General features: G+C 68.4%; 22 protein-coding genes and 11 pseudogenes. 12 read left to right on the forward strand and 21 right to left on the reverse strand.

Annotated elements, in window-relative coordinates:
- Window positions 1–316: 316 nt before the first annotated feature.
- A pseudogene (locus ACFVV1_RS31705) lies at window positions 317–406 on the reverse strand (AAA family ATPase); the annotation flags it as partial.
- Window positions 407–1047: 641 nt separating this feature from the next.
- On the opposite strand from ACFVV1_RS31705, the gene ACFVV1_RS31710 reads away from it, so the two are divergent.
- Window positions 1048–1530 (forward strand): Imm21 family immunity protein, encoded by a 483-nt coding sequence (locus tag ACFVV1_RS31710; RefSeq protein WP_389996363.1) that lies wholly within the window; start codon window positions 1048–1050, stop codon window positions 1528–1530.
- A gap of 40 nt (window positions 1531–1570) precedes the next feature.
- Here ACFVV1_RS31710 and ACFVV1_RS31715 read toward each other — a convergent pair whose 3' ends face one another.
- The 10 genes and pseudogenes from ACFVV1_RS31715 to ACFVV1_RS31760 form a co-directional block, all read right to left on the reverse strand.
- On the reverse strand, window positions 1571–2632 hold the full coding sequence (locus ACFVV1_RS31715; RefSeq protein WP_389996366.1) for a transposase: 1062 nt from the start codon (window positions 2630–2632) through the stop codon (window positions 1571–1573).
- Window positions 2583–3176, reverse strand: coding sequence for a transposase family protein (locus tag ACFVV1_RS31720; RefSeq protein ID WP_389996369.1), 594 nt, complete (start codon window positions 3174–3176; stop codon window positions 2583–2585). Before ACFVV1_RS31720 ends, ACFVV1_RS31715 begins: the two co-directional genes overlap by 50 nt.
- 367 nt (window positions 3177–3543) lie before the next feature.
- A pseudogene (locus ACFVV1_RS31725) lies at window positions 3544–3777 on the reverse strand (transposase); the annotation flags it as partial.
- A 75-nt stretch (window positions 3778–3852) separates the two neighbouring features.
- A complete protein-coding gene (locus tag ACFVV1_RS31730) occupies window positions 3853–4608 on the reverse strand; it encodes an SDR family NAD(P)-dependent oxidoreductase (protein WP_389996372.1) in 756 nt (251 codons plus the stop codon).
- A 546-nt stretch (window positions 4609–5154) separates the two neighbouring features.
- Window positions 5155–6123, reverse strand: a complete 969-nt coding sequence (locus tag ACFVV1_RS31735; protein ID WP_389996375.1) for a pyridoxal-phosphate dependent enzyme — start codon at window positions 6121–6123, stop codon at window positions 5155–5157.
- Between the two features lie 70 nt (window positions 6124–6193).
- Window positions 6194–7363 (reverse strand): DSD1 family PLP-dependent enzyme, encoded by a 1170-nt coding sequence (locus ACFVV1_RS31740; RefSeq protein ID WP_389996377.1) that lies wholly within the window; start codon window positions 7361–7363, stop codon window positions 6194–6196.
- Window positions 7360–7635, reverse strand: coding sequence for a hypothetical protein (locus tag ACFVV1_RS31745; protein WP_389996380.1), 276 nt, complete (start codon window positions 7633–7635; stop codon window positions 7360–7362). The genes ACFVV1_RS31740 and ACFVV1_RS31745 overlap by 4 nt, the downstream gene beginning before the upstream one ends.
- 116 nt (window positions 7636–7751) lie before the next feature.
- Window positions 7752–8249: pseudogene (locus ACFVV1_RS31750) on the reverse strand (ornithine cyclodeaminase family protein); the annotation flags it as partial.
- A gap of 81 nt (window positions 8250–8330) precedes the next feature.
- On the reverse strand, window positions 8331–8768 hold the full coding sequence (locus tag ACFVV1_RS31755; protein WP_389996383.1) for a RidA family protein: 438 nt from the start codon (window positions 8766–8768) through the stop codon (window positions 8331–8333).
- Window positions 8769–8772: 4 nt separating this feature from the next.
- The gene (locus tag ACFVV1_RS31760; RefSeq protein WP_389996604.1) at window positions 8773–9405 is read right to left on the reverse strand and encodes a transcriptional regulator; all 633 of its coding nucleotides are present in this window, start codon (window positions 9403–9405) and stop codon (window positions 8773–8775) included.
- 995 nt (window positions 9406–10400) lie between these two features.
- Here ACFVV1_RS31760 and ACFVV1_RS31765 point away from each other — a divergent pair.
- Together ACFVV1_RS31765 and ACFVV1_RS31770 are read left to right on the forward strand one after the other, a co-directional pair.
- Complete coding sequence (locus ACFVV1_RS31765) at window positions 10401–10574, forward strand: hypothetical protein (protein ID WP_389996385.1); 174 nt, start codon at window positions 10401–10403, stop codon at window positions 10572–10574.
- A gap of 690 nt (window positions 10575–11264) precedes the next feature.
- Window positions 11265–11687, forward strand: a complete 423-nt coding sequence (locus tag ACFVV1_RS31770; protein ID WP_389996388.1) for a VOC family protein — start codon at window positions 11265–11267, stop codon at window positions 11685–11687.
- A 21-nt stretch (window positions 11688–11708) separates the two neighbouring features.
- Here ACFVV1_RS31770 and ACFVV1_RS31775 read toward each other — a convergent pair.
- Window positions 11709–11864: pseudogene (locus ACFVV1_RS31775) on the reverse strand (IS5/IS1182 family transposase); the annotation flags it as partial.
- A 105-nt stretch (window positions 11865–11969) separates the two neighbouring features.
- On the opposite strand from ACFVV1_RS31775, the gene ACFVV1_RS31780 reads away from it, so the two are divergent.
- From ACFVV1_RS31780 to ACFVV1_RS31795, 4 genes are all read left to right on the forward strand, one after another.
- Window positions 11970–12188: a hypothetical protein gene (locus tag ACFVV1_RS31780; protein WP_389996391.1), complete on the forward strand. Its 219-nt coding sequence runs from the start codon at window positions 11970–11972 to the stop codon at window positions 12186–12188.
- 644 nt (window positions 12189–12832) lie between these two features.
- Window positions 12833–13456 carry a hypothetical protein gene (locus ACFVV1_RS31785; RefSeq protein WP_389996394.1) on the forward strand — a complete coding sequence of 208 codons (624 nt, stop codon included), beginning with the start codon at window positions 12833–12835 and terminating at the stop codon, window positions 13454–13456.
- 385 nt (window positions 13457–13841) lie between these two features.
- Window positions 13842–14219: a VOC family protein gene (locus tag ACFVV1_RS31790; RefSeq protein ID WP_389996398.1), complete on the forward strand. Its 378-nt coding sequence runs from the start codon at window positions 13842–13844 to the stop codon at window positions 14217–14219.
- Between the two features lie 388 nt (window positions 14220–14607).
- Window positions 14608–15546: a tyrosine-type recombinase/integrase gene (locus ACFVV1_RS31795; RefSeq protein WP_389996401.1), complete on the forward strand. Its 939-nt coding sequence runs from the start codon at window positions 14608–14610 to the stop codon at window positions 15544–15546.
- Here ACFVV1_RS31795 and ACFVV1_RS31800 read toward each other — a convergent pair.
- A pseudogene (locus ACFVV1_RS31800) lies at window positions 15536–16635 on the reverse strand (MerR family DNA-binding transcriptional regulator). The gene ACFVV1_RS31795 and the pseudogene ACFVV1_RS31800 overlap by 11 nt on opposite strands.
- A gap of 202 nt (window positions 16636–16837) precedes the next feature.
- Between ACFVV1_RS31800 and ACFVV1_RS31805 the strand changes: the two are divergent.
- Entirely contained in the window at window positions 16838–17104 is a 267-nt protein-coding gene (locus tag ACFVV1_RS31805; protein WP_389996404.1) for a hypothetical protein, read from the forward strand.
- 10 nt (window positions 17105–17114) lie between these two features.
- On the opposite strand, the gene ACFVV1_RS31810 is transcribed toward ACFVV1_RS31805, so the two are convergent.
- On the reverse strand, window positions 17115–17879 hold the full coding sequence (locus ACFVV1_RS31810; RefSeq protein ID WP_389996607.1) for a MerR family transcriptional regulator: 765 nt from the start codon (window positions 17877–17879) through the stop codon (window positions 17115–17117).
- A 531-nt stretch (window positions 17880–18410) separates the two neighbouring features.
- Here ACFVV1_RS31810 and ACFVV1_RS31815 point away from each other — a divergent pair.
- The 3 genes and pseudogenes from ACFVV1_RS31815 to ACFVV1_RS31825 form a co-directional block, all read left to right on the forward strand.
- Window positions 18411–18656, forward strand: a pseudogene (locus ACFVV1_RS31815) (hypothetical protein); the annotation flags it as partial.
- Between the two features lie 547 nt (window positions 18657–19203).
- A pseudogene (locus ACFVV1_RS31820) lies at window positions 19204–19305 on the forward strand (AAA family ATPase); the annotation flags it as partial.
- Window positions 19306–19354: 49 nt separating this feature from the next.
- Window positions 19355–20086: a transposase gene (locus ACFVV1_RS31825; RefSeq protein ID WP_389996407.1), complete on the forward strand. Its 732-nt coding sequence runs from the start codon at window positions 19355–19357 to the stop codon at window positions 20084–20086.
- Here the strand turns inward: ACFVV1_RS31825 and ACFVV1_RS31830 are convergent.
- The 4 genes and pseudogenes from ACFVV1_RS31830 to ACFVV1_RS31845 form a co-directional block, all read right to left on the reverse strand.
- Window positions 20008–20727 carry an IS6 family transposase gene (locus tag ACFVV1_RS31830; protein WP_389996410.1) on the reverse strand — a complete coding sequence of 240 codons (720 nt, stop codon included), beginning with the start codon at window positions 20725–20727 and terminating at the stop codon, window positions 20008–20010. The genes ACFVV1_RS31825 and ACFVV1_RS31830 overlap by 79 nt on opposite strands.
- Window positions 20728–20910: 183 nt before the next feature.
- Window positions 20911–21711, reverse strand: coding sequence for an SAM-dependent methyltransferase (locus tag ACFVV1_RS31835; RefSeq protein ID WP_389996413.1), 801 nt, complete (start codon window positions 21709–21711; stop codon window positions 20911–20913).
- 366 nt (window positions 21712–22077) lie between these two features.
- Window positions 22078–23524: pseudogene (locus tag ACFVV1_RS31840) on the reverse strand (NF041680 family putative transposase).
- Window positions 23525–23699: 175 nt separating this feature from the next.
- Complete coding sequence (locus tag ACFVV1_RS31845; protein WP_389996416.1) at window positions 23700–23954, reverse strand: hypothetical protein; 255 nt, start codon at window positions 23952–23954, stop codon at window positions 23700–23702.
- A gap of 760 nt (window positions 23955–24714) precedes the next feature.
- Here ACFVV1_RS31845 and ACFVV1_RS31850 point away from each other — a divergent pair.
- Window positions 24715–24875: pseudogene (locus ACFVV1_RS31850) on the forward strand (IS5/IS1182 family transposase); the annotation flags it as partial.
- Here the strand turns inward: ACFVV1_RS31850 and ACFVV1_RS31855 are convergent.
- The 3 genes and pseudogenes from ACFVV1_RS31855 to ACFVV1_RS31865 all read right to left on the reverse strand — a co-directional run.
- A pseudogene (locus tag ACFVV1_RS31855) lies at window positions 24847–25254 on the reverse strand (maleylpyruvate isomerase N-terminal domain-containing protein); the annotation flags it as partial. The pseudogenes ACFVV1_RS31850 and ACFVV1_RS31855 overlap by 29 nt on opposite strands.
- Before the next feature lie 131 nt (window positions 25255–25385).
- Window positions 25386–25622 carry a hypothetical protein gene (locus ACFVV1_RS31860; RefSeq protein WP_389996630.1) on the reverse strand — a complete coding sequence of 79 codons (237 nt, stop codon included), beginning with the start codon at window positions 25620–25622 and terminating at the stop codon, window positions 25386–25388.
- A gap of 612 nt (window positions 25623–26234) precedes the next feature.
- Window positions 26235–26435: pseudogene (locus tag ACFVV1_RS31865) on the reverse strand (P1 family peptidase); the annotation flags it as partial.
- Between the last annotated feature and the right edge of the window lie 65 nt (window positions 26436–26500).

The following is a 26500-nucleotide window of genomic DNA, read 5'->3' on the forward strand; positions in this document are numbered from 1 at the left end:
GCTTGCTCATGTTGCTCTTGCCACTCAACCTGGACTGCTTCCTCCGGGACCAATCCGTCCCAGTATCAGGCTGTCCACTTCAGAGGGGGAACTTCGAGTCGCGCTTTCACCCGCTACACCACTGCAGAAGCGGTCCGCCATGCGACCATCGGACGCAGCCTTGCACGTTTCGCCGAACAGGCAGGCTTCTGCGTGGAAGCTGTGCTCGCCACGACACCGGTCTTCCGTGACTTCCAAGAGGCGGACCATACTCTGGGCCTCGGCCGCAACGTGCAGAAAGCCATCAATGAGGGCCGCATCGATCAAGACCGCGGCCCACCTGGAAAAGGAGTTCGGCGCCGTGGCGGTCAATTTCCATGTAGCCGAGTTCGTCGATGCAGAGAAGGTCGACGCGGCCGTAGCGGGCGCTTGACATGGAACGTCCGCGGAAGCGCGATGTACGACTCCATGCCGCCCCCGCCGGCACGCAGGCGGCGAGCGTCGCCTTCTGCCCGCGGTCATCCACCGGCTCGACGACAAAGACGGCGCTGACCTGCGGTGCGACGCACACGAGGCTACCCTCGGCGAGAGTCTCCAACAACGGTCCCTCGTCTCCCGCCAACGCCTTGCCCCACACAGCGAAATCCCGCACGATCGCACCCCAATCCGTCCACAGATCAGGCGATGCCCCCATCGCTTCGGGGCAGCTGTCGAACATGGAAATTCCGCCGACATCGCTGTGCGCGAGCATTGTCGTATCCGGGTAAAGATCACCACGAAGTGGGAACTCCCGCTTCACAGTGCCCGCACAAGGCCAGCTCAAGCCACTTTCGTGCGTACCGCCAACGGGCAAGAACAGACCAAGTGGCTTTATCGAGCAATAGTGGATTCTGGCACAGATCTTGGGGAGCGGTCGCGGAAGGTGACACTGTCGTTCGATCGCAAGGGATGGTCGCGAACCCGAGGCCCGTCACCGCGCACTCCGACCGCCACAGGCATGAGGCTGCCCTGTCCGACCCGGCACATACGCTGTCGCCACGGAACTGAAATCCTGAAGCTGGAGGCGGCATGTCTTTGACATGGCTGGAGACGGAGGGCGGCCCGTTCATCGTGGTTCCACGCGCCGCGCTGCCGCACTGGTCGGGAACGGAAGGCGACTACGACCGAGCCTGCGAGGTGATGGATCACGTTGGAGTCCTCGCACTGCCTGGCGGAGCCGAGGCACTCGTCCTTGGGGACGAACCTCTCTCCACCGCCTACCTTCCTGAGTCCCGAGTCCTCGTCCGCTGGTGCTACGCGGAGAGCGAGGAAGGTGTCGCTGACATCATCCGGGCTGCGCTTTCCACCGCCAAGTGGGAGGAAGGACCTGTGCTGAGCACCACTGGCGAGCTCGTCATGTTCGATGCCGCCTACTTCGGCACTGAGGTCGGGACACTCGCGGACAGCACCGCTCTCGAACTCGGCGCTGGTCGCTACCGGGTGGACTCGGCAAGCGTCGAACCCGATCACCTGACGTCCTTTCGCGTCCACCGATTTGTTGAGCTGGCCTGACCCGACGTTGGTACAGGTCTTGGGAAGTCGTTGCCGAGGGTCACTGAAGCAGGATCATCTTGCGGAGTAGTTCGAATCCGGCTCGTCCGTAGAGCTGTCTCTTGATCTTCTTGATGCGGTTAACGGCGCCCTCGATGCTGCCGGAACTCCAGTCCAGGGTGAGCCCGGCTGTCACGGCGCCGAGGTCCCGGCGCAGGTGGAGGGCGAAGCCAGTGAGACCGGGGAGCTGGCTGACGTCGACTGCGTCGATCCAGGCAGGGAGCGTGGCGCCGAGGCGGTCGGTGAGTATCTCGCCGAGGTCGCGGATGTGCCCGGCGGCCGTGTCCAGTTCGGGGCAACGGGCCAGGACCTCCTTCAGGCCGGCGCGGTCTTCCTCGGTCAGGGTCGCGGGGTGACGGGTGAGCCAGCCGGTCACCTGCCGCACCGTCGGTGGCCGGGGCGGTGCGGCGGACGGAGCCCCGCGCAAGGTGGCGATGTGGGCGCGGACCATGGCGTAGGTGACGGGAGCGTGCTCGGCAACCAGCTCGCTGTGCAGTCGGGTGACACTTGTGCATCCCTCGGCGAATCGCCGCTCCAGGTAAGGCTTGCAGGGGTCCAGCCTGCTGGGCCGGGGTCGGTTCTCGCGGAAGGTGTCCTGCCAGCGGGCGGCGGCCGCGTACCGGAGCACGGTGTTGAGGCCCCAGCCCAGGTGCCGGGCGATCGCCCGGCGTGAGTGGCCTTGGGCAAGCATCTCGTGGACCAGTGCATGTGCGGCCTTCTTCCGCTCGGCCCGTCGGCCGACGGGCTCCAAGTTGTCCTGCGGCCGACCGGAAGCCAGTCGGGTGGCCTCCGGCAGCATGCCGCTGGGCGACGGGTTGCGCAGGCAGTCGCGGTGGGCGGCGACGCAGGTCTCCACGGCTCGGCCGAGGCCCTGCCACAGATGGAACCGGTCTGCGACCTGCAGAGCGTCGGGGGCACCGCGCCGGGCCCCCTCGGCGTAGGCGCCCGCCCGGTCCCGGCAGATGATTTCCACGCCGGGGTGGCGGATCAGCCAGGCGGCCAGCGGCCCGGCTTCACGTGTCGGGAGTACATCGACCACGCGGTGGTCTTCGACGCTGGTCAAGACGGTGGAGTAGGTCTGGCCGCGGCGGATCGCGAAGTCGTCCACGGTTCAGCACGCGCGGCGTGCTGAACCGTGGATCGGGCAATGCCATGACCCTGCGTAGCAAGGTCATCCTTCCCGCGCCGAAGCCCAGCTGGGCAGCCAGCCGGGCGCCGGCCCGCCCGGCCAGGGCGAGCCCTACTCGCTCCAGGGCGTGGTTGAGCCGAGTGGTGAATCGTGCGTGCGGGGCGGCCAGCCGGGAGAACGGCTCGGCGAACGTCCGGCGCCGGCAGTCCGCCGACCCGCAGATGAAGCGCCGGACCGTCAGCCGGATCACAAAGCCCTGATCAACGAGCGGAAGGTCCTTCAGCCTGCGCTGGTAACGGTCGTGGACTCGGTCTGAGAAGCGGCCGCAGTCCGGACATGCAGCCCCGGCCACGCGGCCTCTCGCCACCACCTCGACCGTGCCGAACGCGGCCGTGACCGCCTCGACATCCACCTCGTCGATCCCGTCGAACACCAGCGAGTCCCAGAACGATGTATCGGCCTGCATGAACAGCACCATCACCGTCCACAGCCGACCACGGCATCGACCGACAAGCATCTGAGGGAGCGTCAATTCCGGCTGTAAGGCGGCAAGGCGTACGCCGTCTCACACGAGCCAGTCCCTCGCAATCGAACATCAAGGTAACGCTCCGCGACGGCTCCCCAAGATCTGTGCCAGAACCCAATAGTGAAGTCGCCTGTCGATGGGTTGGGGAGGCGCCCAAATCCACAGAGGGGTGCTGTTGATGAGTTCGGGAGGCACTGGATCTCTTGCCAGCTCGGCATCGGGATGCCGTTGAGGAAGGCTGCTGATCGACCGAGGCGACCCAGTCGATGTCGCCGGCTGCGTCCGCCTTCGCCTGCGCGGCTTGCAGCATCCGCTCGAAGGTGCCGTCCTTGGCCCACCGGCGGAAGCGGGTGTGCAGGGTGGCCCAGGACCCGTACCGCTCGGGTACGTCCCGCCAGGCAACCCCGGTGCGGAACTTCCACCCGATGCCGTTCAGGACCATACGGTCGTCCAACCGGTGACGGCCTGTCGCAGCCGTGGGCAGCAAAGGCCGCAGCAGGTCCCACCCGGCATCGGACAACTCCTGGCGACGTATCACCCAGACGTGATCCACTGCCCAAGATCACGGGTCGATGCCGTGACGGACTGAGCGCCAAGGTCTACCTGGCCTGCGTCGGACCGCGCGGGCTCAGACTGCGAAGCCACCGTCCACCGCCAGCTCCGCGCCTGTGACGTATCGGGCGCTCTCGCCGGCCAGGTATGAGACGGCGTCCGCGACCTCCGCCGCCGTGCCGTAGCGGCCGAGCGCAGTGAAGCCGCGCTGGAAGTCGGCGGAATCGCCGTCGCCCGGGTTCATGTCGGTGTCGATCGGGCCCGGGTGGACCAGATTGACGGTGATCCCGTGCGGGCCGAGCTCCCGGGCCATGCCCTTGGTGAAGCCGATCAGAGCGGCCTTGCTGGTCGCGTAGAGCGCGCTTCCGGGGAAGGCCACGCGCTGGGCGATGCAGCTGCCGATGCTCACGATCCGTCCACCCTCGACCAGGTACTGCAGCGCCGCCTGGGCGTAGAGGTAGGGCGCGCGAACGTTCACCGCCAGCACCCGGTCGATCTGGTCGCATGTCACCGCCTCGATTGGTCCGACGGCGCCGACACCCGCATTGTTCACCAGGATGTCCAGCCGCGTGAACCGCTCAGCGACCGCCGCCACCGCGCCGCACACCGCCTCCGGGTCTGCGCTGTCCGCGCGGACGGCCCAGCCGCTCCGCCCCATCGCGGTGATCTTGGCGACCACCTCCTCGGCCAACTCGGCCGAGCCCTGGTAGGTCAGCGCCACGTCTGCGCCGTCCTCGGCCAGCCGCAGCGCGACCGCCGCCCCGATCCCCCGGCTGCCGCCGGTCACCAGCGCCACCTTGCCGTCGAGCGCCGTCGCACCGTTCATCGTCATCTCCGTAAAACTCCTTGTTCCGGTCTTGGACACGCTCAATCCAAGACCGGAACGCCCTGCGGGTCCGGCGGTATTCAGACGTCACGTTCAATCTTCAACGACGACTCCGTACACCCCGGAAGTACGGCGTTCGTCTACGCCTTCGGAGGAGGGGATCTGTACGGGCATCTCGGTGTCAACACGCCGTGGCCGCTGCACGATCCGCCCGCCGGATCGGCAGCCACGTGGACCAAGGGGCAGCTCGGCCGGCCGACCGCCGCCGTCCAGCACCGCGCGCGCCGAGCTAGTCAACGCCGGTCAGCTCGGCCTCCGCGGGCAGGTCTCGGCCGGACGGCGCGAGTTTGCAGACCGCCATGCGCTACGTCACCGCCGCCCACCCCCAGCGCACCACCAAGCTGCCCCGGTAGCCCCGGGACACGGCCCCTGCCGCCAGCCAGAGCGGCGGCACATCGGTTCCAAGCCCTCGTCATGCGGGGTTGACCATGCGAAGCGCCAACCCGGCGGCAAGGGCGGCCGCTGGGGACTTACGTGCTGGAGCAAGGTCTGTCAGCCGTTGATGATGTCGGTGAATCGCAGGGTGTTGATGTTTCCTCCGGAGGCGATGACACCGATCCGCCGGGGGCGGTTGTCGATGTGTCCGGCGAGGAGGGCGGCCAGGGCGGTTGCGCCGCTGGGTTCGAGGACGATCTTGAGTCGTTCGAAGGCGAAGCGCATGGCGCCTCGGATCTCATCGTCGCTGACGAGGGCGATGCCGTCCACGAGCTGCTGGTTGATGGCGAAGGTGATCTCGCCGGGGGTGGGCAGAGCCTGTCCGTCGGCGAGGGTGCGGGGCACGGGGATGCTGATGCGCTCGCCGGCTTCCAGGGAGCGCTTGGTGTCGTCGCCGGTGTCGGGTTCGACACCGACGACGTGGATTCCGGGGTACAGCGTCTTGGCGGTGATGGCGCTGCCGGCCATGAGGCCCCCACCCCCGACGGGTGCGATGAGAGCGTCCAGTTCCCCGGTTTCCTCCAGGAGCTCGAGGGCTGCGGTGCCCTGGCCCGCGATGACGTGCGGGTGGTCGTAAGGAGGGATGAGCGCCAGGCCGCGTTCGGCAGCGAGCGCCTCGCCGAGCGCGGTGCGGTCCTGGATGTAGCGGTCGTAGGCGACGACTTCCGCGCCGTAGCCGACGGTTGCCTCCCGCTTGGAGCGGGGGGCGTCCTCGGGCATCAGGATGACGGCGCTGGTGCCCAGTTCCCGGGCGGCCAGCGCGGTGGCCTGGGCATGGTTACCGGAGGAGTAGGCGACGATGCCTTTGGCCAGCTGCTCGGGGGGCAGCTGCGCGGCGGCGTTGTAGGCGCCGCGGAACTTGAACGCGCCGATGCGCTGGAAGTTCTCGCACTTGATGAACACCTCCGCGCCGACCAGGGAGTTGAGAGTTCGGGAGGTCAGCACGGGGGTGCGGTGGGCGATGCCGTTGAGGCGGGCAGCGGCGTCGCGGACGTCGTCGAAGGTCACGGGCAAGGCAGTGGCCATGGGGTGTCCTTGAGCGGGTCGGGGAGGGAGGGCGAGTCGAGCGGCAGGGTGAGGGCGGTCCTGTTGCTGGTCACCAGCCGGTGATGCGTTCCCAGTTGGCCTGGATGGCGGGCGCGGGGTCTGTGGGCTGGGTGCTGTCGATGACGTGATAGCCGCGGTGCTGGGCGGCGGTGGCGCACGCGTGGTTGGGCAGGATGCGCAGCCGGGTGCCGACGGGCAGGTCGGGCAGGTCGGCGCCGTCGCGGGCGGTGAGGGTGCCGTGCTCCTGGCTCGCCGCGCTCATGACCAGGCTCGGGATCGGGTTTCCGGCCAGGTCGAGGACGAGGCCGTAGCCCTGGTCCTGGGCCTGGACGGCGGTGCCGCGGTCCCGGGACATGGCCCTCCATCCGCCGTCGGTGACGATCCAGCCGTGCTCGGGGCGGTGGCCGATGACGGTCACGACCACCGACAGGGCGAGGTCCTCCACGCGGCAGACGCCCAGGCCGGCCATGACGAGGTCGAAGAAGACGTAGTTGCCGGCGCGCAGTTCGGTGACGCCGGTGAGGTCCTCGGCCGCGTGTGCGGTCGGTGTGGAGCCGGCGCTGACCGTGCTGACGGGCAGACCGGCGGCGCGCAGCCGCTCCGCTGCAGCGACCGCGGTGTCGCGTTCGTTCTTGGCTGCCAGCCGCTGGTCTTCCGGGGTGTAGGCGAAGTAGGACTCGCCCGCGTGAGTCAGAACGCCGTCGAGGCATCCGGCCTCGTGCAGGATGCGGCCGATGTCGACGAGTCCGGGGGCATCGGCCTTGAGGCCGCCGCGGTGGCCGTCGCAGTCGATCTCGATCTGCGCCGGGACGGCGAGGCCGGCTTTACGGGCGGCGTCGGCGACGAAGGCGGCCTGTTCGCGGCTGTCGAGCAGGACGCGCAGGGTGACGCCGCGGCGCAGGAGGGCGATGACGCGGGGCAGTTTGTGCGGGTCGATGCCGACGGCGTACGTGATGTCGGTGTAGCCGCCGTCGGCGAACGCCTCGGCCTCGGCGAGGGTGGAGACGGTGACCGGACACGGGGCGCCGCCGTGCATCAGGGCGGCGATGTCGAGGCTCTTGGCCGTCTTCACGTGCGGCCGCAGGGTGACCCCAAGCCGGTCGGCCCGCCTCGCCAGTCGTTCGATGTTGCGCAGGGCCTTATGCACGTCGACGACGGCGAACGGGGTGTCGGGGTCGGCCAGAGTCGTCACGGGGGCCGGGGAAAGGGCGGTGTTCACAGGGTTATGTCCATCTTCTTGAGGAGGGCCAGGCCCAGGTAGAGGTCCTGCAGACCGATCCCGGAGCTGTCGAAGAGCGTGATGTCGTCGTTGCCGCCCCGTCCCGGGGCGCGCCCGGTGAGGGCGGCGCCGAGCGCTGTGAGCACAGTGCCCTGCGGGGCGTGCTGGCTCTCGCCCATGCGCCGGGCTTGCTCAGAAAGATCGCAGAAGACGCGGGCGCGGGCGAACAGTTCGGGCGGGAGTTCCCGCTTGCCGGGGGCGTCGGCGCCCATGCAGGAGAGGTGGGTGCCGGGGCGGACCCAGTCGGCCTCGAACAGGGGCGCGTGTCCGCCTGAGCGGTGGTGGCGGTGACGATGACGTCGGCCCGTGCGCAGGCTTCCTCGGCGCTGCTGGTCTGCGCGTCGTGGCCTTCCGCGGCCAACTGTGCGGCCAGCTGGCCGGCGCGGTCCTTGTCCCGTCCCACGACCAGCACCGTGCTGATGGGCCGTACCCGGCTGACGGCCCTGACCTCGTAGGCGGCCTGGTGCCCGGTGCCGAAAACGGCCAGGGTTGCGGCGTCGGTGCGGGTGAGAAGGTCCACGGCCAGGGCGTCGGCGGCGGCGGTCCGGTAGGCGTTGGCAGTGCCGACCTCCAGGACGGCCGCGATCCTGCCGATGGTCTGGTCGAACAGCAGCAGGGTGGAGTGGTGCCGCGGCAGCCCCTGCGCGGGGATATCCGGCCAGAAGGTACCGATCTTCACCCCGGCATGGGTCGCGGAGGCGGACGGCTTGAGGCTGAACTGATTGCGCGGGTCGGATCCATGCACGACAAGGCTGGGCAGGACGGCAGCGTCCACGGTGGCGGCGAACGCGGCGCGGGCCGCGTCGAACGCGAGGACCTCATCCACCAGCGCGGCGGTCTGCTGCTCAGTGATGTACAGCAGGCCGGACGGTCCGGCAGCCGGTCCGCGCTCGGCACAGGGTGGCGATCAGTCGAGGGCTGCAACTGCGTGCACCTCCACCGCGGACCCGTAGTGCAGCTCCCTGGCGCCGGCGACGGCCCGCGCGGGCCTGCTCGCACCGAGCCACTCCTTGTACACCTGGTCGAAGGCCGGCCAGTCACCGATGTCGGTCACGTAGACGGTGACCGAGATCAGCCTCTCGCGGCTGGTGCCGGCCGTGGCCAGGCACACATCGAGGTTGCTGAGCACTTGGCGCGCCTGGGCCTCGAACGGCTCGCCGGCCAGGGGGGAGCCGTCGGGTGTCACGGGGAGCTGGCCGGAGATGTAGGCCACGCCGCGGTGGGTGGCGATGTGCGAGTAGTGGCCTGCCGGCGATGCCAGCTGCGGGCTGTCGGACGTGTTGATCGAGGGGGTGCCGCCCGTGTGGGGGCGGTCGTTCCCCGTGGTGATCTCGCTGGTGGTCATCGTCTCACTTCGTGTAGGAGTAAACGCTGGCTCGGGAGATGCCGAGGAGGTCGGCGATGGTCTGGGCGGCGTTGCGGGTGTCGAAGTAGCCGTCCTCGTACAGGCGGCGCACCAGGTCCTTCTTCGCTTCCCGGGGCAGGGCCCGTGGGGTTGTGGAGCGCTCGGCGGCCGCTGTCTCGATGACTTCGCGCAGTTCCCGGCGGCTCCGGTCGCTCAGCCTCTCGAGCTGGACGTCCCGGTTCTCGGGATCGGTCGCGACCAGGTTCGACAGCGTCAGCGTGATGGGCGAGAGCGTCGAGATGTCCAGGTTCAGACAGAGGGCGGCGATGTACTGCCCGGCGGCGTTCTTGATCCCGATCGAGGTGCTCTTCGCGGGGCGTCCGTCGGGAAACTGGTTGGCGTAGTTCTGGATGACGCTGGGGTAGTACGGGTCCCGGATGCGAGCGAGACCCAGTTCGGTGGCAGACTCTCCCACCTTGCGTCCCGACAGGTTGTTCTCGATGAACCGGATGGCGTGGTCCGGATCGCGCAGGTCGTGCAGCACAACCTCGCAGATGCCGGGGAACATGCGGCCCAACGCTTGGGCGATCTTCTCCGCCTCGGCCAAGAGGTGCTCGTCCTCCGGCGCCCCTGACATCGCCGGCCCGGGGAGCCGCCCGTCCCGTAGCTGCGTGCCGTCCTGGCCGCTCACGTGGCGGTTGCCTTCCGAGGTCATAGCCCGGCCCTCCGTAGTGGTGTCACTGCCGCTCATCTCCTGATCCTGCTTCCGCCCGGTGCTCTGTGCAGTCACTCACGCGCCGCAGGAGTTCGCTCTCGCCAGGCCTGCGGCCGTGCGCAGGGACCGGCATTCAATGTTCTCGGATTTTTCGTCTAACTCTATACAGACAATCTATCCATCTCTAGAGTCCCCGTCCAGTGCAAGGGCTGACCGGTGCCGGCCGACCAGGACGGAGGCAGACCGATGCCGCTTCGCCCGTAGAAACGTCCGTGCTGCCGCCCCGGTCTGCAGTCGGAAGCAAGCCCGGCCCCTTCACCGGCAGTCCCCACCGCGCGGCAACCGATCCCACCGGCGACCGGCTTCCCGCTCCTGTGCCTCGGTGCAGACAGGCGAGAGCGTCATGGCACCGTCGGCTGTGGCTCCGGATGTCGTCAGTCGGGGCTCGGTCACCGTACGGACCGGGTCCTGGAGAAGTAGGACACGGTCGGCGCCGGGATAGGTAGTCGAGGTGGGCGCACAGCTGCCGCATGACCTCGGGCGGCAGGTCGCGGCCGGCCTCCGAGTCCTCGGGGTCGTCGGGGACGGGCGCCCGCTCTCGGAGCTGGATCCGTCTGCTGCGACGGGACTCGGTCCATACCGGCAGTGTGCGCACCGCCCGACTCAGGCAACCACGCTGCCCGGACCGAGCGATGGGCGGCACGGGCCCGTAGGTCGCTGAGGAAGGTCCAGAGAACGTTGACGCGGTGGCGGGTGAGGCGTCCTCCATTCGGCCCGTAGTAATTGCCGTAGGGCGGAGTTGGGGGTGGGCTGTCAGTGCGCCTGGCGATAGTCGCGGGCGCCAAGAGGGCGGGGCGCCCGCTGCCGAAACGAGCAGGGCCAGCCACCGCCGACCCACACGAGACTTGGAGATCCCCATGCCCTACCGCAAGGGACAGCACGTGGAGTACCGGGACCAGCAGGACGAGCTTCAGCGGGGCGAGATCCGCAGTGCCGAGGGCAGCGGGGCACAGACTCGCTACGCCGTCCAGAACGAGACGACCATGCGCGAAGACAAGGTCAGCGAGAACCAGATCGAGCGGGAGCTGTAGTAACGCCCCTACCGACGCAGCCCGTCGTTATACCGAACCAAGGATCAACGGCGGGCTGCTGGATGTCCTGCGACAGTGGATGCAGCGCGGTAGCCGGTACGCCGGTCAGGCATAGTCGGTGTCGAGGTATTCGATGGCGGTGATTTCCACGAGCAGGTCATTCGCACGTCGGCCCGCCGTCCTTGAAATACACCTCCTGCAATCCCTCGGCAACTGGCTCTGTACGCGACGACGAGCAGCGTTTCGTCAGCAGTTTGGGAGGCACTACGGCGGCCGGCGCGTCTCGGATGTTCACGACGACGAACAGCAGCACCCGGTCTCTGAAGGGGCCAGCCGCCATCCTCTGAACATTCAGCGAGACGGGTGGGAGATGGTCGACAAGTCCGGGCGCCATGAGGATGCGTACGAGGCGGTGTTCAGTGCGCTGGCACACCCGGCGCGCCGACGGGTGCTGCTCACCATCTACTTCAACGGCGGATCGATGGCCGCCGGCGAGATCGCCGCGGTGTTCTCATGCCTGGCAGACGACCACCCGCCACCTGCAGATCCTCGATGCCGCTGGCCTGCTCAGATCCGCACGCGACGGCCGCATGCGGATCTACCACCTCGAACGCAAGCGCCTGGACCTCCTACGCGACTGGCTCGCGCACTTCTCCATCACGCCCGACCCCACGAAGGAGACCCCCTGACATGGCAGCTGCCACCGCACCGGTTACCCGGCCCGACACTCCTCAGCTCTTCCGCCTCAGCGTCGAGGTCGGCGACCTCGACCGGGCCATCGCCTTCTACAGCGAGTTGTTCGGCATCGAAGGCCACCGGCAGGCCGGAGCCCGCTCCTACTTCGACTGCGGGCCCGTCACCCTGTCAGTCATGGACGTCTCGGCCAATGGAACGCCGCACACCGCGGCGAAGGCCCTGTACTTCACCGTCGAGGACCTCGAAGCCGTCTTCGCCCGCGCCAAGGTCCTCGGCTGCCTGTCCACGGAACTCGTCCACGACCAGAGCGCCGGGGCCATCGTCGTCCGCCCGTGGGGCGAGCGGTCGTTCTACGCCGATGATCCCTGGGGCAACCCTCTGTGCTTCGTCGAGCGCGGCACCGTATACGCGGGCTGACTTCCGCGGCCATCTCACGTCCCGCTTTCTCGCCCCGCCTCGTACTCCATGACGGCGGCCTTCGACTGCGGCCTGCCACGGCTGGGCCAACTCCTTTGCCAAACAGTTCAGATGACGCCGGGAGATCCCGGTGAAGAGCCGATGCGCGAGGACCGCCCGAATGACCTTGATCGTCACAGATGGATCACGTCATCCATCAGCACGGACGCTTCACCCGCTATCACGCACCAACTCGTAAAGGACGCCCGCTGGCTGCACCGTCTGCCGCCTCCCGCAGAGCAGATGGGGCAGAGAACTGCCGCCGCGCAACTGCTCGATGCAACCGTCCTCACCCAGGAGCCCGCCCGGCACAACCGTCACCGGGCTGCAGACTGGGCTCTGCGTGTGGTCTCCCGGCCACGTCAGCGTGCCTTGCCGGCCTCAGACCGTCTGACCGCACTGGTGCTCGCCGCGCACCACTCCCCCGGCGCCGGGCGGACCAACATGGAGCGGATCACCTGACCCGTACCTGCGGACTCGATCGGAACACACTGACCGCGACACTCGACCGCCTCGTGGCCGTGAACGCCGTCGGAGCATGGACCTTCGAATCGATCACGGAAGACGTGTCCTGGGACCCGCCTCGTACATGAGAACTCTGCTCCGATCGCGTCGATGCCACCAACAGCAGCCGCGGAGGTGGCGAAAGCACATCGGACACGCTTGCCACAGAAGTGCTGCAGATGATCGCCGCAACGCCATCCCGCCCGACATCGAAGGTCACGGACTTAATCGTCGTTCTGTTGACCCGACTTGGTCCGTGCACCCTGGAGGTTCTCGGCCCCAGTTCCTGGGCCCCAGGCCCTGTCTCCCCGAACCGGGTGACCGCACGGCGGTTCAGCAGTGTGACAGCGCCCCGGTCAGTCTCATCGTGGCGCGCCCCGCATCTGCTGGCTCCTCACCCTGAAGGGAAGAGTAAGACATCACTCGACTGGCACATCAGGGCTCTACTCGTGCGTAATATCTCTAGACACTGCTGCACATTGCGGCAGTTGTGCCCTGTGGGTGTCCCAGTCAGCGCAGACGGGGCACCCTCCCCCACCCGCTCGCGGATCGGGTTCGTGGTTTTCACAGCCGTGTCCGCGAGCTGCAGAAAGGCCCATGACATGTCTGAAATTCAGGCCCACACCACAGGACTGACGTCGCAGTACATCGCCCAGGTAACGGGTGACCTTGAACGCAACGTCAAGGAGCAGAAACGTATCGGTGGGGAAATCGATGCCTTGCAGGAGCAGTTGGGTGCCCTGCAGCACGACCACTCCGTGCTGGTGAGCATGCAGGAGGCGCTTGGCGGCGCGAGCCCCACCGGCGAGGCAGACACCACGGCCGCGCCGGCCGTGCCGCGCCAGGCCACGGCCGAACCGCAGCAGAGCAAGCCAAAGAAGGCGTCCGCCACGAGTGCAAAGGCGACGGCATCCAAGAAGAGCGCCGCCAAGGCCGCGTCCGCGAAGGCGCCCAAGACAGACACCAAGCCGACCCTCGTCAACCTGATCCGCGGCCACCTGGAGCAGCAGCGCGAGCCGCGTTCCGCCACCGAAATCTCCGCCGCGCTCACGAAGGCCCACCCTGACCGCGGCGTCAAGACCACCGTCGTGCGTACCACCCTCGAAGGGCTGGTTGCCAAGAGCCAGGCTCAGCGCACCAAGCAGGGATCGTCCGTCTTCTACACCGCGACGGCCGCCTCGAAGCCTACTGCGGCCGAACCTCAGCAGGAGGCAGTGGCCGGCTGAGCACTCTCAGGAGCGCCCATCTCACCGCGACCAGGGGGCGGTCCAGTGGCGGTCCGGCCGGAACCTCAACGTGCAGGGCCCAGCCGGCACACGACGGTCCGAAAGTGGGCCTCCCCACGCCGCCACCTGTCCCCTGCCAACCGGCCCCCGGGTCAAAGGGGGACGGACCGGCAGAGCATCAAGACGAAACACGGTGGCAGAGCCTGTACGCCCGCCTGATGGAAGTAGTGCAGGAGGTGAGGGTCTGGGCCGCTCGCGCGGCAGGTTCACCAGCAAGCTGCACCTGAACGCACACGGCGTTACCGCCCTCTGTCTCTAGGTTCTATCCATGCGATCGTGACTGTTCGAAGGTCGGGGCGCTCTGGGGGCTGCTTATGATCTGTCCGTGATCGCTGACCTGCAATGCGTGGTGCTGGACTGCTCGGATCCGGCGGAACTCGCCGCGTTCTACCAGTCGCTGCTCGGTGGGACCGTCAACCAGGAGGACAGACGGTGGGAACTTGGCGATGGCTGGGCGACACTGCACACGTCGTCCGGTCTCGTCCTCGCCTTCCAGCGGGCAGCGGAGTACCGGCCGCCGCTGTGGCCGGACCCGGCCCGGCCCCAGCAGTTCCATCTGGATCTCGTTGTTGCGGACCTGGACCGAGCCCAGGAGCAGGTGCTGGCCCAGGGAGCGACGATATTGGATGGCGGTTCCGACGGGCGGAGTTGGCGTATCTATGCCGATCCGGCAGGGCATCCATTCTGCCTGGTTCGTCATTGAACGCAGACCGCCAGATTCAGCTGCACCCCCGCGGGATCACGACCGGAGCCAGATAAGCAGGGCGGCGGCGGTGACGGTGCCGAGGTAGACATATCCGCGCTTGTCGTAACGCGGAGTCCTGATCGAGCGTGAGCATGAGGCTGCGGCATGAGTCAGAGCAAGGAACGCCCGCTGCCGTTCCTAGACGTCGACGGAGCTCTCCTGCCGTTCGGCGACGGCCCGCAGCGCGAGCCGTCAAGCACTGCGACCGATTCGCACCTGACGCGGCTTGACCCGAGCCTCGGGCCTCGCCTCGCGGCATTGCCGTGCGAGCTGGTCTGGGCCACCACCTGGGAGGAGGAGGCGAACACCGACATAGCACCCCGACCGCCTGCCGCCCCTGCCGGTCGTGCACTGGACGGAACACTCCGACGCGCATGAACGCGAGGACCAGTGGTACGGACTCCACCGGGGCGAAGTCGTGCCGCTGCTGCAGATCGCCCCGTCCAAGACCGACACCGAACGACTCCTGCTGGTCAGCCCGGAACTCGCCGACGTCCTCAGCACCATCATCAGCCGTCTGCGCAGCCCCAGCGGGGCGATCCCGCTGGTGGCCTCCTACGACGTCCGGGAGAAGGTCTGGAACCCGCCGATGCCGCTGCTGTTCCAGCGCGACATCGGCTCCGAGCACCGCGCGTTCACGCCGACCGCGATCCGAAAACTGTTGATCAATGCCCTGGCCGTCACCGGCCTGACCAAAGCCGACGGCGAGACTCTCACCTTCTCGCCTCATGACTTCCGAAGGATCTTCGTCACCGACGCCATCATGAACGGCCTGCCGCCGCATATCGCCCAAGTGATCTGTGGACACAGGCACATTGACACGACAATGGGGTACAAAGCGGTCTATCCCGCCGAGACGATCGAGGCCCACGCGCGTTCATCACCCGCCGACGAGCCTCTCGCCCCAGCGAAGAGTACCGAACCCCGACAGAAGAGGAATGGGACGCTTTCCTCGCCCACTTCGAGAAGCGAAAGGTGTCCATCGGCACCTGCGTACGCGCCTTCGGAACCCCGTGTGTCCATGAGCACGCTTGTGTCAGATGCTCACTCCTGCGACCAGATCCGGCTCAACGGGCACGGCTCGACGACATTCACGACAACCTCAATGCGCGCATCGCCGAGGCTGAGCGCGAAGGTTGGCTCGGCGAGATCGAAGGTCTGCGAATCAGCCTCGCCGGAGCGGAGGACAAGCTTGCGCAGATCGACCAGCGGGGCTCGCAGGTTATCGACCTGGGCATGCCGGAGCCACCGCGATGCTGAGGATGCGACGCGGTTCAGGCTATGAGCAGGCGGAGGCCGAGATCTGCCGCGTCGAGGTCGGCGAGGTCGCTGTTGCGCTCGGCCCACCGGCCGGAGTCGAGGTCGTCGCTGAGGCTTCGTACCGCCCGCTGCTCGGCCTCCGGCCCGACCCTCGTCCACACCGACATTGCACGGCGCACGTGTTCCTCCAGATACGCCCCCGGTCGGCGCCAGTACGCCTCGAACAGGCCGTCAGTGCAGTCCCACGGGATGGGCACCGGCTCAGCGCGGGCGCCGATCGCGTCGGCCATCCCAGCAAGCGAGGGAAATTCTGCGAGGACGGCGGCGAACTCGGGCAGGTAGTCGCGGGTAAGCCAGAACCGGTCCTGCCATCCGGGCTCGTCGGTGTCGAACGTGAGCACCACCACGCGGCGGGCCACGCGCCGCATCTCGCGCAGCCCCGCTATCGGGTCCCCCCAGTGGTGAACGGTGGAGACGGCCATCGCGACGTCGAAGGAGTGGTCCTCGAACGGCAGGCTCTCCGCGGCGGCGGCGACGCACGGCGCCGAGCCGGCAGGCCGCTGCCCCCGCATGACCGCCGATGGCTCCACCGCGGTCACGTCGCGATCAGCAGGCTCGTAGGAGCCGGTGCCGGCCCCGACGTTCAGCACCGCCTGGGCGTCCCCGAGCGCGTCCCAGATCTGCGCGGCGATCCGCGGGTCGGTGCGGCGTGTCGCGGTGTAAGCGTCGCCGATCGCGTCGTACAGCCGTGCGCCGAGCATCTCCACAGTTGCTCCTCCGGCGTCACCTTGACTCCCTTCGCCCGTGCCTCGAGTTCTCTGTCGATGGCCGCCACCATGGCGTCAGCGTGATCGCGCCGTTCCAGCAGCAGGCCACGCAGTCGGCGCAGGTGCGCGACCGCGTCGGTGGACGGTTCGCCGACCAGGTCCGCGACCTCACGCAGTCCGAAGCCCAGGCGCCGGTAGGCAAGTACCTCGCGCAGTCCTTCCACGTCGCTGCCCGAGTAGGCCCGGTACCCGGCTGCAGTTCGCGCCGACGGCCGTACGAGCCCGATCTCGTCATAGTGATGCAGCGTGCGGACGCTCACGCCCGCCAACTCGGCCACGCGTCCCACGGTCAGGTGCTCCTCCACGGCACCGACTATGCAGCCTGACGCCACGTGAGGGTCAAGCGCCTCGCTTCTGGCAGCGAGAGCCGAACGCGGAACAGCGAGTCCGAGGCGACTGCTGCAAGCCACGGCAAGCCAGATCGCCCCTCAGTTCAGCACCGCGGCGAACCCGCCCAGTTAGTTCAGAGAAGCCTGCGTCCGCTGCCCGATGCTCCGCCTCGACCTCGCCCAGGTCCCCCAGCTGCTGGAGATCGAGACCAATACCCGCGAACGGCTTGAAGAGGCCCACCGGATGCAGTGGCTGGGCGAGGTCGCGGCCCTGAAGGAGAGCCTGCGGCACATCACGGACAAGAAGAAGCAGGCCGACCGCCTGCGACGACAGGCCGAGTACGGCGAGAGCGGGACCGGCGCCCTGGATGACCCCGCCGCCGCTGGTCACTGCCCATGTTCGTGCAGTGACGACCGCCTTCGCTAGGCGCGTGCGGTCAGCTCAGCCGGGCATCGGCGTACACGGTCATCGCATTGCGCTGGTAGACGGCCAGACCGTCGGCGATCTTGTCGAAGTTGGCCCGCATCTGCGGGTCGTCAACATAGGTCTGGCCCACTCCCTTGTACGCGGCCGCGGTCGGGGTCCAGAACCGGCAGATGCCCTCGTAGTTGGCGTCCACCTCGGCCTGTACCGCGGGGTCGGAGACCGGCGTGCCGGCCACCATGAACTCCGCCATACGGATCATCTGCGCCGTCACCTCACGCTGCCAGCGCTCCGTGTCCTCGGCGGTCATCGCCTCGACGGCCTGCCGGGACTGCTCCCACGCCTGCGGCCACCGCTCCCGTACCTCGACCTCGGCCTCGGAGGGGGGCTGGAACCCCTCGAACAGGTTCTCCGGCCTGTTGATCTTCGTCATGTGTCCCTTGTCCTTACCTTCTTCCAGTTCGGCGATGGTGCGGCCGACCGTACGGGCCAGCGTCTCCAGCCGGTCCCGTTCCGCGAGCAGCCGCTGGCGGTGCTCGCGGAGCACGGCCACCTGGTCGAGCTGGCTGTCCAGGACCGCCTGGATCTCGCGCAGCCCCAGGTCCAGCTCCCGCATCAACAGGATCTGCTGAAACCGCAGCAGATCGGCCTCCTCGTAGTAGCGGTGCCCGTTGCTCGCGATCCATGCGGGCGGCAGCAAGCCGATCTCGTCGTAATGCCGCAGCGTCCGCGATGTCACCTTGGACATCCGCGCCACCTCCGCGATCGACCAGGCCATTGCCGGTGCCTCCCTCGCCGGGCCGGTCTCTCCGGCCACACACATGACCGTAGAAGTTGCCGCAACGGAAAGCACAAGCCCGAGGCCCCGTCGGACAGGCCCACCGAGCCGCTGTCTGGTGGCGACTTGCTGCCTTGCGGACCGGATCAGAGGCAGAAGCCGTGAGAGCAAGGCCAGTCGCTTTCAAGTGCAGAGAAGGATCTTCGCCTCGGCGGGGCAAGAGGCGTTCTTCGAGGGCCACGTCCACGCTCTCAACGTGCTGGGCGGGGTGCCGACCGGGAAGGTCCGCTACGACAACCTTAGGGCCGCCGTCGCTCAGGTGCTGGGCCTCTCACGCCGCTGGGTGGAAGCCGAACGGTGGACCGCCTTCCGCTCGCACTATGGCCTGGATGCGCTCTACTGCCAGCCGGGCATCCGAGGCGCTCATGAGAAGGGCGGCGTCGAAGGCCAGATCGGCTGGTTCCGCCGCAACCGTCTCGTTCCCGTCCCCGAGGTGGACACGCTCGCCGAGCTCAACGAGATGATCGACCAGTGGGACGAGCAGGACGACGCCCGCCGCATCCGCTCCCGCCCCCCCGCACCATCGGCAAGTACTTCGCGACCGAGCAGCCGCTCCTGGCGCCCCTGCCGGAAGACGCATTCGAGACGAGCCGGCTCTCCACTCCGCGGGTCGACCGCTACAGCCAGATCTGTGTCCGGATGAACCGCTTCTCGGTCCCGGTCCGGCTGATCGGACACACCGTCCGCGTCATGCTCCACGCATCCGAGCTCGTGGTCTACGACGGCCGCGAGGAAGTCGCCCGGCACGAACGGCTCATCGCCCGCAACGGGACCCGCCTGGAACTCGACCACTACCTGGAAGCCCTGATCCGCAAACCCGGGTCCCTACCCGGCGCCACCGCGCTCGACCAGGCCCGGGCCGCCGGCCGGTTCACCCCGATCCACGACGCCTGGTGGGAAGCCGCGGTCAAAGCACACGGCGAACGCGACGGCACCCGGGCCCTGATCGAAGTCCTCCTCCTCAGCCGCCATCTGCCCCACGAACACCTCGTCGCTGGGCTCGCGGCGGCCTTGAAGAGCGGTGCCCTGACCGCGGACGCCGTCGCCCTGGAAGCGCGCAAGGCGGGCAGACGCCGACACCGAGTTCGAGCAGGCTCCGCCGTTGCCCGCACCCGGCAGCCAGGCCGGCACGGCCCAGCTGCCGGCGGCCGTCCGGGCCCAATCTGCCGCCGGACAACCGGCCTCTGCCGTCTGTCGCCCACTACGACCAGCTCCTGCGACTCCGCCCGCCCGACCGCCCCACCCCGTCATAAAGGAGATCACCGTGTCCCTTCCCCGCCAGCGAGGGCTCACCGAGCACGCCGCCACCACCGGCGTTGACCAGGCATGCCGCATGCTCCGCCTGCCCACCATCCGGTCCCAGTTCTCCTAGGGTGCGTTTCAGAAGTGGATCTCGATGTGTCGAGATCCACTTCATGGGGAGGCATGATCTGACGAATGCGCAGTGGGCGAAGCTGGAGCCGCTGCTCCCGGTCGGAAGCAAGCCTGGACGGCCGCCGGTGCGCACCAAGCGACAGTTGATAGACGGCATACGCTGGCGCACTCGCGCCGGTGCTCCCTGGCGGGACGTGCCTGAGCGCTATGGCCCGTGGGAAACGGTGTACGGACTGTTCCGGCGTTGGCAGCGGGACGGCACCTGGCATCGCATCTTCGAGCAACTGCAGGCCCGGGCCGACGTCCGCGGGCGCCCATCGCCCTCCAGGGTGAGCGACCACAGGTCGGTGGCAGGAATATCGGTGAGCCGGGTGGGATCCGCCTGCCACGCCTCCACGGGCGTACGGCCGTTCAGTGCGGTCGGGCGGTGCTCGGTGTTCCACCAGTTCACCCACGCGAGTACCTCCGCCGTGAAGTCGCGGAAGGACAACACGGGCGCTCCGGACCGGCTCGCCCGCCGGGAAGGAGCAGGGGTGAGGAACAACACCCCCGGCTGTCCAAGTGCCTCGGCCAGCGCCCGGTCCGCAGCGCCGGCCCGGAGCGTCAAAGCCCCAGCTGGCGCTGTCACGTTGTTGGGTGTGTACGTGCCTGACGGGGCGTCGGGGCATGGTGGGCCCCCGGTCCGGGCCTGTGTTCAGGCCGTGGTGGGCCAGCCGACAGCGCCGGTGATCTCGTCCCAGATGGCGAAGCGGTGGCGGATTTCGGCTCGGTAGTCGTGTGCGGTCATCAGGTGGCGGCGGGGTCGGAAGTGGGGCGAGATCCCGCTGAACGCGGACAGGAACCGTTGGGCCCCACCTACGGAGCGGAAGCCCTTCATCGCCCGTTCACGCTGCCTGGTTGGCTGGTGGCTGTTCTCCGCCCGGTTGTTCAGACCCTTGTGCGAGCGGTGCTCCACCGAGGGCATGACCTCACGGTGAGCCGCGCCGTAGGAGCGCAGCTTGTCGGTGACGACCACCCGGGGCACTGTGAGGGTCGTCTTCAGCAGTCTACGGAAGAACCGCCGGGCCGCGGCAGTGTCCCGGCGGTTCTGCACGAGGATGTCCAGGACATTGCCATCCTGATCCACGGCCCGCCACAGGTACTTCCGCTCACCGTTGACCTTGATGAAGACCTCGTCCAGATGCCACTTGTCGCCGGGCCGGGGCTGCCGGCGGCGCAGCGCGCTGGCGTAGCACTGCCCGAACTTGGCACACCAGCGGCGGACCGTCTCATGCGAGACGACGACACCGCCCTCGATCATCAGCTCCTCCACCTCACGGAAGGACAGCGGAAACCGGAAGTACAGCCACACACAGTGGGAGATCACCTCGACCGGGTACCGATGGCCCTTGTACGACGGCGACACGTCCCCCACGGACAACCCTCTCCAGCATGATCAACCCGAAGATCATCCCACTCAGCCAGCCAACGTGACAGCGCCCGTCGGCCTTCTTGCCGGGCAACGTCAGCACGGGGAGGCGGACGTCCGGGAGGCCGCCGCGGCGAGGGGGCAGGGGCCTTGCTGGCTGCGCCCACGGCCTCGGCGGAACGGAGGAAGCTACCGCTTGGCGGCCACGAATCCCCACTGGTCGACCGGTTCGCCGACGACAGGCTCTTCGGGGCGCCACAGGCTGATCGAGCCGAAGCCCGGCTCCACCAGCTCGAGTCCGTCCGCGAAGGTCCCCATGACCTCCCTGGGACGCGAGATGTACGGCATGGCGCCGCCACTGGCGTACTCGTCGGACCCGGCCTGCGTCTCCGGAGTCTCGATGGTGTCGCACAGCATCAAGTAGCTGCCCGCGGGCAGCGCGTCCAAGTAGCTGCGGAGCAGCGCCGCGGCCTCGCCCGAGTCGGCGACGTGTCCCAGCGTCGAGAGCACCATTACGGCCACCGGCCGGTCGAGGTCCAGCGTCCGGGCGGCCTCGCGCAACACTGTCTTCGCGTCCGTCAGGTCCGCGTGCACATAGTCCGTCGCCCCTTCAGGCCGGCTGGTCAGCAGGGCACGCGCGTGAGCCAGGACGATCGGGTCGTTGTCCACATACACGATGCGTGCTGTCGGCTCGACGTCCTGGGCGACCTCGTGCGTCGCGTTCGCGGTCGGCAGACCTGTGCCGAGATCCAGGAACTGGCGCACCCCGGCCTCACCGGCCAGAAAGCGCACCGCTCGCGCCAGGAATGCCCGCGAGGCGCGCGCTATCTCGATGATCTGCGGGTACAGCTCCTCCATCGTTGCCCCGAGCCGACGGTCCACCTCGTAGTTGTCCTTGCCACCCAGCCAGTAATTCCACACCCGCGCCGAATGCGGCGTGCCCGTGTCGATTCCGTCCATCGGCGTCCGGATGCCTTGCTCGTCAGTCATCGGCCCTCTTCGTGTCACACATCGGTTGCGCGGACGGCACTCGTACCGCGCACGCCCATGCTTCCTCACCAGCATCGTCCGCACCAGCCCGACCAGGGAGTAACTCCCTTGTCGGGCACGGACGCAGAACGGGGCGCAGCCAGTCCGGGAAGAGCGCGCGGTGCACTCGTGCCGACCGTGCATCAGGCTGTCGAGGATCACCGGGGTGAGACCGGCGCCCGGAAGAGCTCGGCAGTTTGTTCGGGCGTCACCAGGCACTCGGACCGGCCTTGGCTTGAGCCGCCCGCCGAGTGATAGGCCCTTGTGCTGGCCATTCCCTGTCAAGTTCAGCGTGTTGAAGCTTGAGTTCGTGCCTGAGCTTGGCGTTTAATCTCGCTGCGCTTTGTGTTCCTTGATCGACTCAGCTCGTTTGAGGGTTTTGCCGACGTCGTGGTGCTTGGCGCGGTGTTTGTTCTTCGAGCCGGGCGGTCGTCCGGGGCCTGGGCGGGATGGTTTTGGCGCGGCTGCCGGGCGGGCTGCTGTGGTCGCGCGGACGTTGCGAAACCCCCTCCGCACCCGGGCGGGGGTGAGGCGTCGGGGTGGCGTGGGCCGTTCCCAGGGGCGGCGGAGGTCCTCGGCGAGGGGGCGGGCGAGGCGGAGCTGGGTGTGGGCGGCGATGATCAGCCAGGTCCACACATCAGCGGTGTCGGCGTGGCGGACCTTCGGGCGGGTCCAGCCGAGTGTCTGCTTCATCAGCCGGAAGGTGTGCTCCAGGTCGAAGCGGCGGAGGAACGCCTGCCACCAGCGGTCGACGTCCGTGCCGGTGGCGCCGATGGCCGAGCACCACAGCCACAGGGGTTTCGGGTCGCGGTCGCCCGGCAGGTGCTCGACTTTCAGGCGGAGCAACGTGCCGTGCAGGACAGGCAGTTCTTCCTTCGTGTGTTCCAGCCAGGGGCCGCGGTGGGTGAGCCGGGGGTGCATGCGGTCCCAGGCCGTTGCCTCGGCGGTGCCGTAGTGGGTGGTGTCCGTGGACGTGGTCACCTCGGGGGTGTGCCAGGTCTCGGGCCGGGCCAGGGCGAGAACGCCGCCGTGCCGGCGCGGACGCCCGCCCCTGGGCCCGGAACGGGTCGGACCCGGGTCACGGAGCATGACACGGTCCGAACGCAGACGCCCGAGCAGCACGAGCGGCAGGTCCGCCAGCGCGTGGGAGAGGTAGGCGACGTCGTAGCCGGAGTCCATGACGATCAGCATCTTCGGATCTCCCGGCTTCCGCTGCCCTGCGAGGATCAACCGCTCTGCAACGTTGCGGAGTTGGGCTGCCGTGACGGCGGTCGCGTCGTCGGCGGGCCCCAGACGCACAGCGTCCAGCAGCGCGACCCAGGAGGTGCGGCCCGTTTCCAGGGCGGCGACGAAGGAGTACGGCCAGCCCGGCACGAACTGGTCCTTGCTGCGCACCGCGTCCGTATACGCGGCAGAACAGCCGGTCGTCGCTGGTCGGAGCATCAGGGCGGAGCCAGTTGCTCACGTCCGCAGCCAGTACGATCCGCCCGTCGGCCGCCTTCGGCAACGGCAGGCCGGCCAGCGTGCGCCGCAACCGCGCCGGCTCTGCCCAGCCCCGGTCCAACGCTGCGTACAGAGCACCATGCCCACGCCGGTGCTCGAGGGCCAGCGACAGCTCCACCAGCGTCTTCACCGGCCCGTCCGCGCACAGCACCGCGTCCGTGAGCTCGAAGAGCGCATCCGCCCGGGCGTAAAGGCACCCGTAGAACTCGACCCGAAAGCGGGACAAGACATCCAACGCCTCGCCTACGGGCCCTGGGACAGGGAGACTCATACACAGCGGCCGTTCTCTCGTGCTTCGTGACTCGACATCTCGAAGCGTGGAGAACGGCCGCCTCCGCTGTCCCGGGAAGAACCGCAGATCAGCAGGTCGGGTGACAGGCGAGGATAAACGTCAAGCTCAGACGTGAATGGCGCGCGCTCAACATGTCAGGGGCACGGGACAGGGGTCAGAACAGCGGGATGATGCGCTCAAGCCGTGCAGCGATGGCCCCTTCGTTGCGGCCCGGCTCCTGGGACATGTCGCTCACTGGGGAGCAAAAGGCCTGGAGTTCACTCAGCCACGCATCTTCCTCGGGCGTCCAGCGCCCGTTGGCAGCATCCTCAAGGAAGTCCAACAGCTCTCCCCCGCACCGGGACAGCGCATCCGCGGTCACGATGTCGGTGAAATCGGGCTGGGCCGCCAGTGCGATTCCCTTCCCCACCGCCCGCTCGCTCGCGGGGAACCTGCCCGCTCATCGCCGTCCGCAGCCGGTGGTCGATGGCCGTCCCCAGAGTGGACCACCTTGGCGACTGCCCCTTGGGCAACAGGGGCGTCACCAGGTCACCACCCGTCAACCGCGCCCGGAAAGCGGACCGCAATTGGCGAACGTCGGGCAACTCCCCCTCCAGGTAACGACGTAACGGTGATGCAGGCTCTTTGATCAACGAGGTCAAACTCATAGCCGTACACCGTAACCAACACCACTGACAGCCCACGCCGCCCAGGAAGGGTCTCGTGGGCGGCGCGCGCCGTCATCCGGTGCCGGATCCTGGTGGTGCGGGCCCAGGAGCGTACAGATGACGGTGTACGAGGTGCCTGCGGGCGACAGAGTTGCCAGCAGCGCCTTGCTGACACACCACCCCTGCAACAACAGCGTCACCACAGATCCCTCGCCCACACCGACGCCAGGTAGTCGATCCAGAAGCTTGAGGACGCCAGGGCCAACCTGTTGGCCGACGGAACCCAGCCAGGTGTCCCAGCCCCGGCGGCCTGCCGAGCTCCTGGACGACATCGAACACCGCGAACGGGAAGCCACCGCTCTCCTGGATCTCCCGCCTGCCCAAGGGACTCGGCAGCTGCTCCGACGAACGCTTCCTGTCCTTCGAAGTGCGCCACCGGCCACGCGGAGAGGAACTCGAGCGCAGACCGGCCGCGGAAATCGACCGCCTGATCACCACCCTGCCGGCCGGCGCCACCGGCAAAGCAATCCCTTGGGTCGGCTGCGGTGGGCCTCGCCCGCACTGCCCGGCGCCACCCACGACCTGACCACCGCCCGCACCCACGGCATCATCGACACGCTCACAGAGGCAGACTCAAATGCTGGGCCGACAAGGCATATCAGGGCGTCGGCAGCTCCATTCGTAGACATCGCAGGCGCCGACCCGGACCGCGGGAACCGCGAGTTCGGCGGCGCGACCGGCGGTGGAACCGACGTCATCGAAGTGGAACTTGAGCAGCCACCGCTCTTCGTACGCGGTGGCCAGGCGGACGATCAGCGCGTCGAGCGGGTCGTCGCCGGTCGGGGCTTCGACGATGTCCCAGTAGGTCACCGCGTCCCGGGTCGGTTCCGTTTCGGCGGGAGTGACGAGGGTGATCAGAACGTCCTGAGCGTCGGTGATCAAGTGACATACCAGGTCCCGCACGAGCCAGCCGGTGCAGCCGGACGGCCGCGCGAAGTCCTCGTCCGGGAGTTCGGCGACCGCGGTGCGCAATGCTGTCCAAGAGCGTGAGAAGAGATCCACAGCCGCAAGCCAGCAGCGCCCGGCCCCACTGCGACCGATTTCGCCCGTCCACGAACGTGGAACTCGACCCCGTGAACCCGGAACTCGGGCTCGCGAACGTGGGACTCGCGGGCCGTCGGCGAGTCCCACGTTCAGGAAGCTTTGGCCTCCGGCTCCCGCCGCCCACGTCCGAGGACCCCGCACGCGAGACCGCCCGTGGCCGCGACGGACGCTGCACCGATACCGCCGGTCCGAAGGGCCTGGAGCGGGGTGTCCGGGGTCCAGCGCGCCAGGATGCAGGTGGCGGAGGACTGCTCGCGGATCTCCGGGCCCAGGGCGGCGACGGACTCGGCGTCCAGAAGGGCGTGGACGCGGGCCTCGCGGGCCATTGGGCCGTCCTTCTGCCGGGCCTTCTCCCATAGCGGGCCAGTTGCCGCAGTGTGATGTCGGCTCCGTCGAACAGGACCGCCGGTAGCTGCCGACCGTCGGGTCCCAGTGGTGCCGTGGGGCCGGTGAGGGCGTCGAGCAGCCGGTCCGCAGGCAGGGCCGGCCGTGTGCGGCCGGCGAAGCCGGTGGTCGTCGTCGCTGCGAGCAGGGAGTCGAGCACACCCTCTTCCTTCGACTGCGTCGAGTACAGCTTCGAACAACAGCCCCAGATCGGCGTCCGTCACGGGAGCTCCGGCGCCCGGTCCCGTATCCAAGGCGATGGCGTAGTCGCCACTGCCGTGGCTGTAGACCGCACCCGTACGGGCGAGGCGAAATCGGCACGCCGGGCCACGCGGGTGAGCTGTCTGGTGTCGAGAGGGGCGTCTGTGGCCACCACCCACGCAGGAGCCGGTCTCCGGGGCCGGAGCCGGATCGCCGGACAGGCCCAAGGGCTGCGGGGTGACGGCGCGACCCCGAGCACCGTAGCGTTCCGCCGAAGTTCGCTTGCACGAGGGCCCCGCCGTGAACCGCTGTCTGTCCAGGTTCGGCGTGCGTGCGGCGGCACCTGTGCCCGCCTTGAATCCCCATGCTCCTGTGCCGGTTCCGGTACCGACGTAGCCCTCGGGCAGCGCGCCGCCGGACGCTCCGTCCAGCGCGGCCCTGACGTGCTCCCCGTGAACCGGCCGCGCGCGGATGCCGGACAGGAAACCGTCGTTGCACTCCCCCACGACCGGGTTGAGGCTCTGCTCCTTCTCGCACCCGGGCCGTTCGAGCATCCAGCCGACCAGGGCGTCGGCGCCCCGGAACGCCGACGGGCGGTCACTCCGCCGTGCACGTCGGG

This window comes from Streptomyces sp. NPDC058092 (genome assembly GCF_042884935.1).
Taxonomy (GTDB): Bacteria; Actinomycetota; Actinomycetes; order Streptomycetales; family Streptomycetaceae; genus Streptomyces.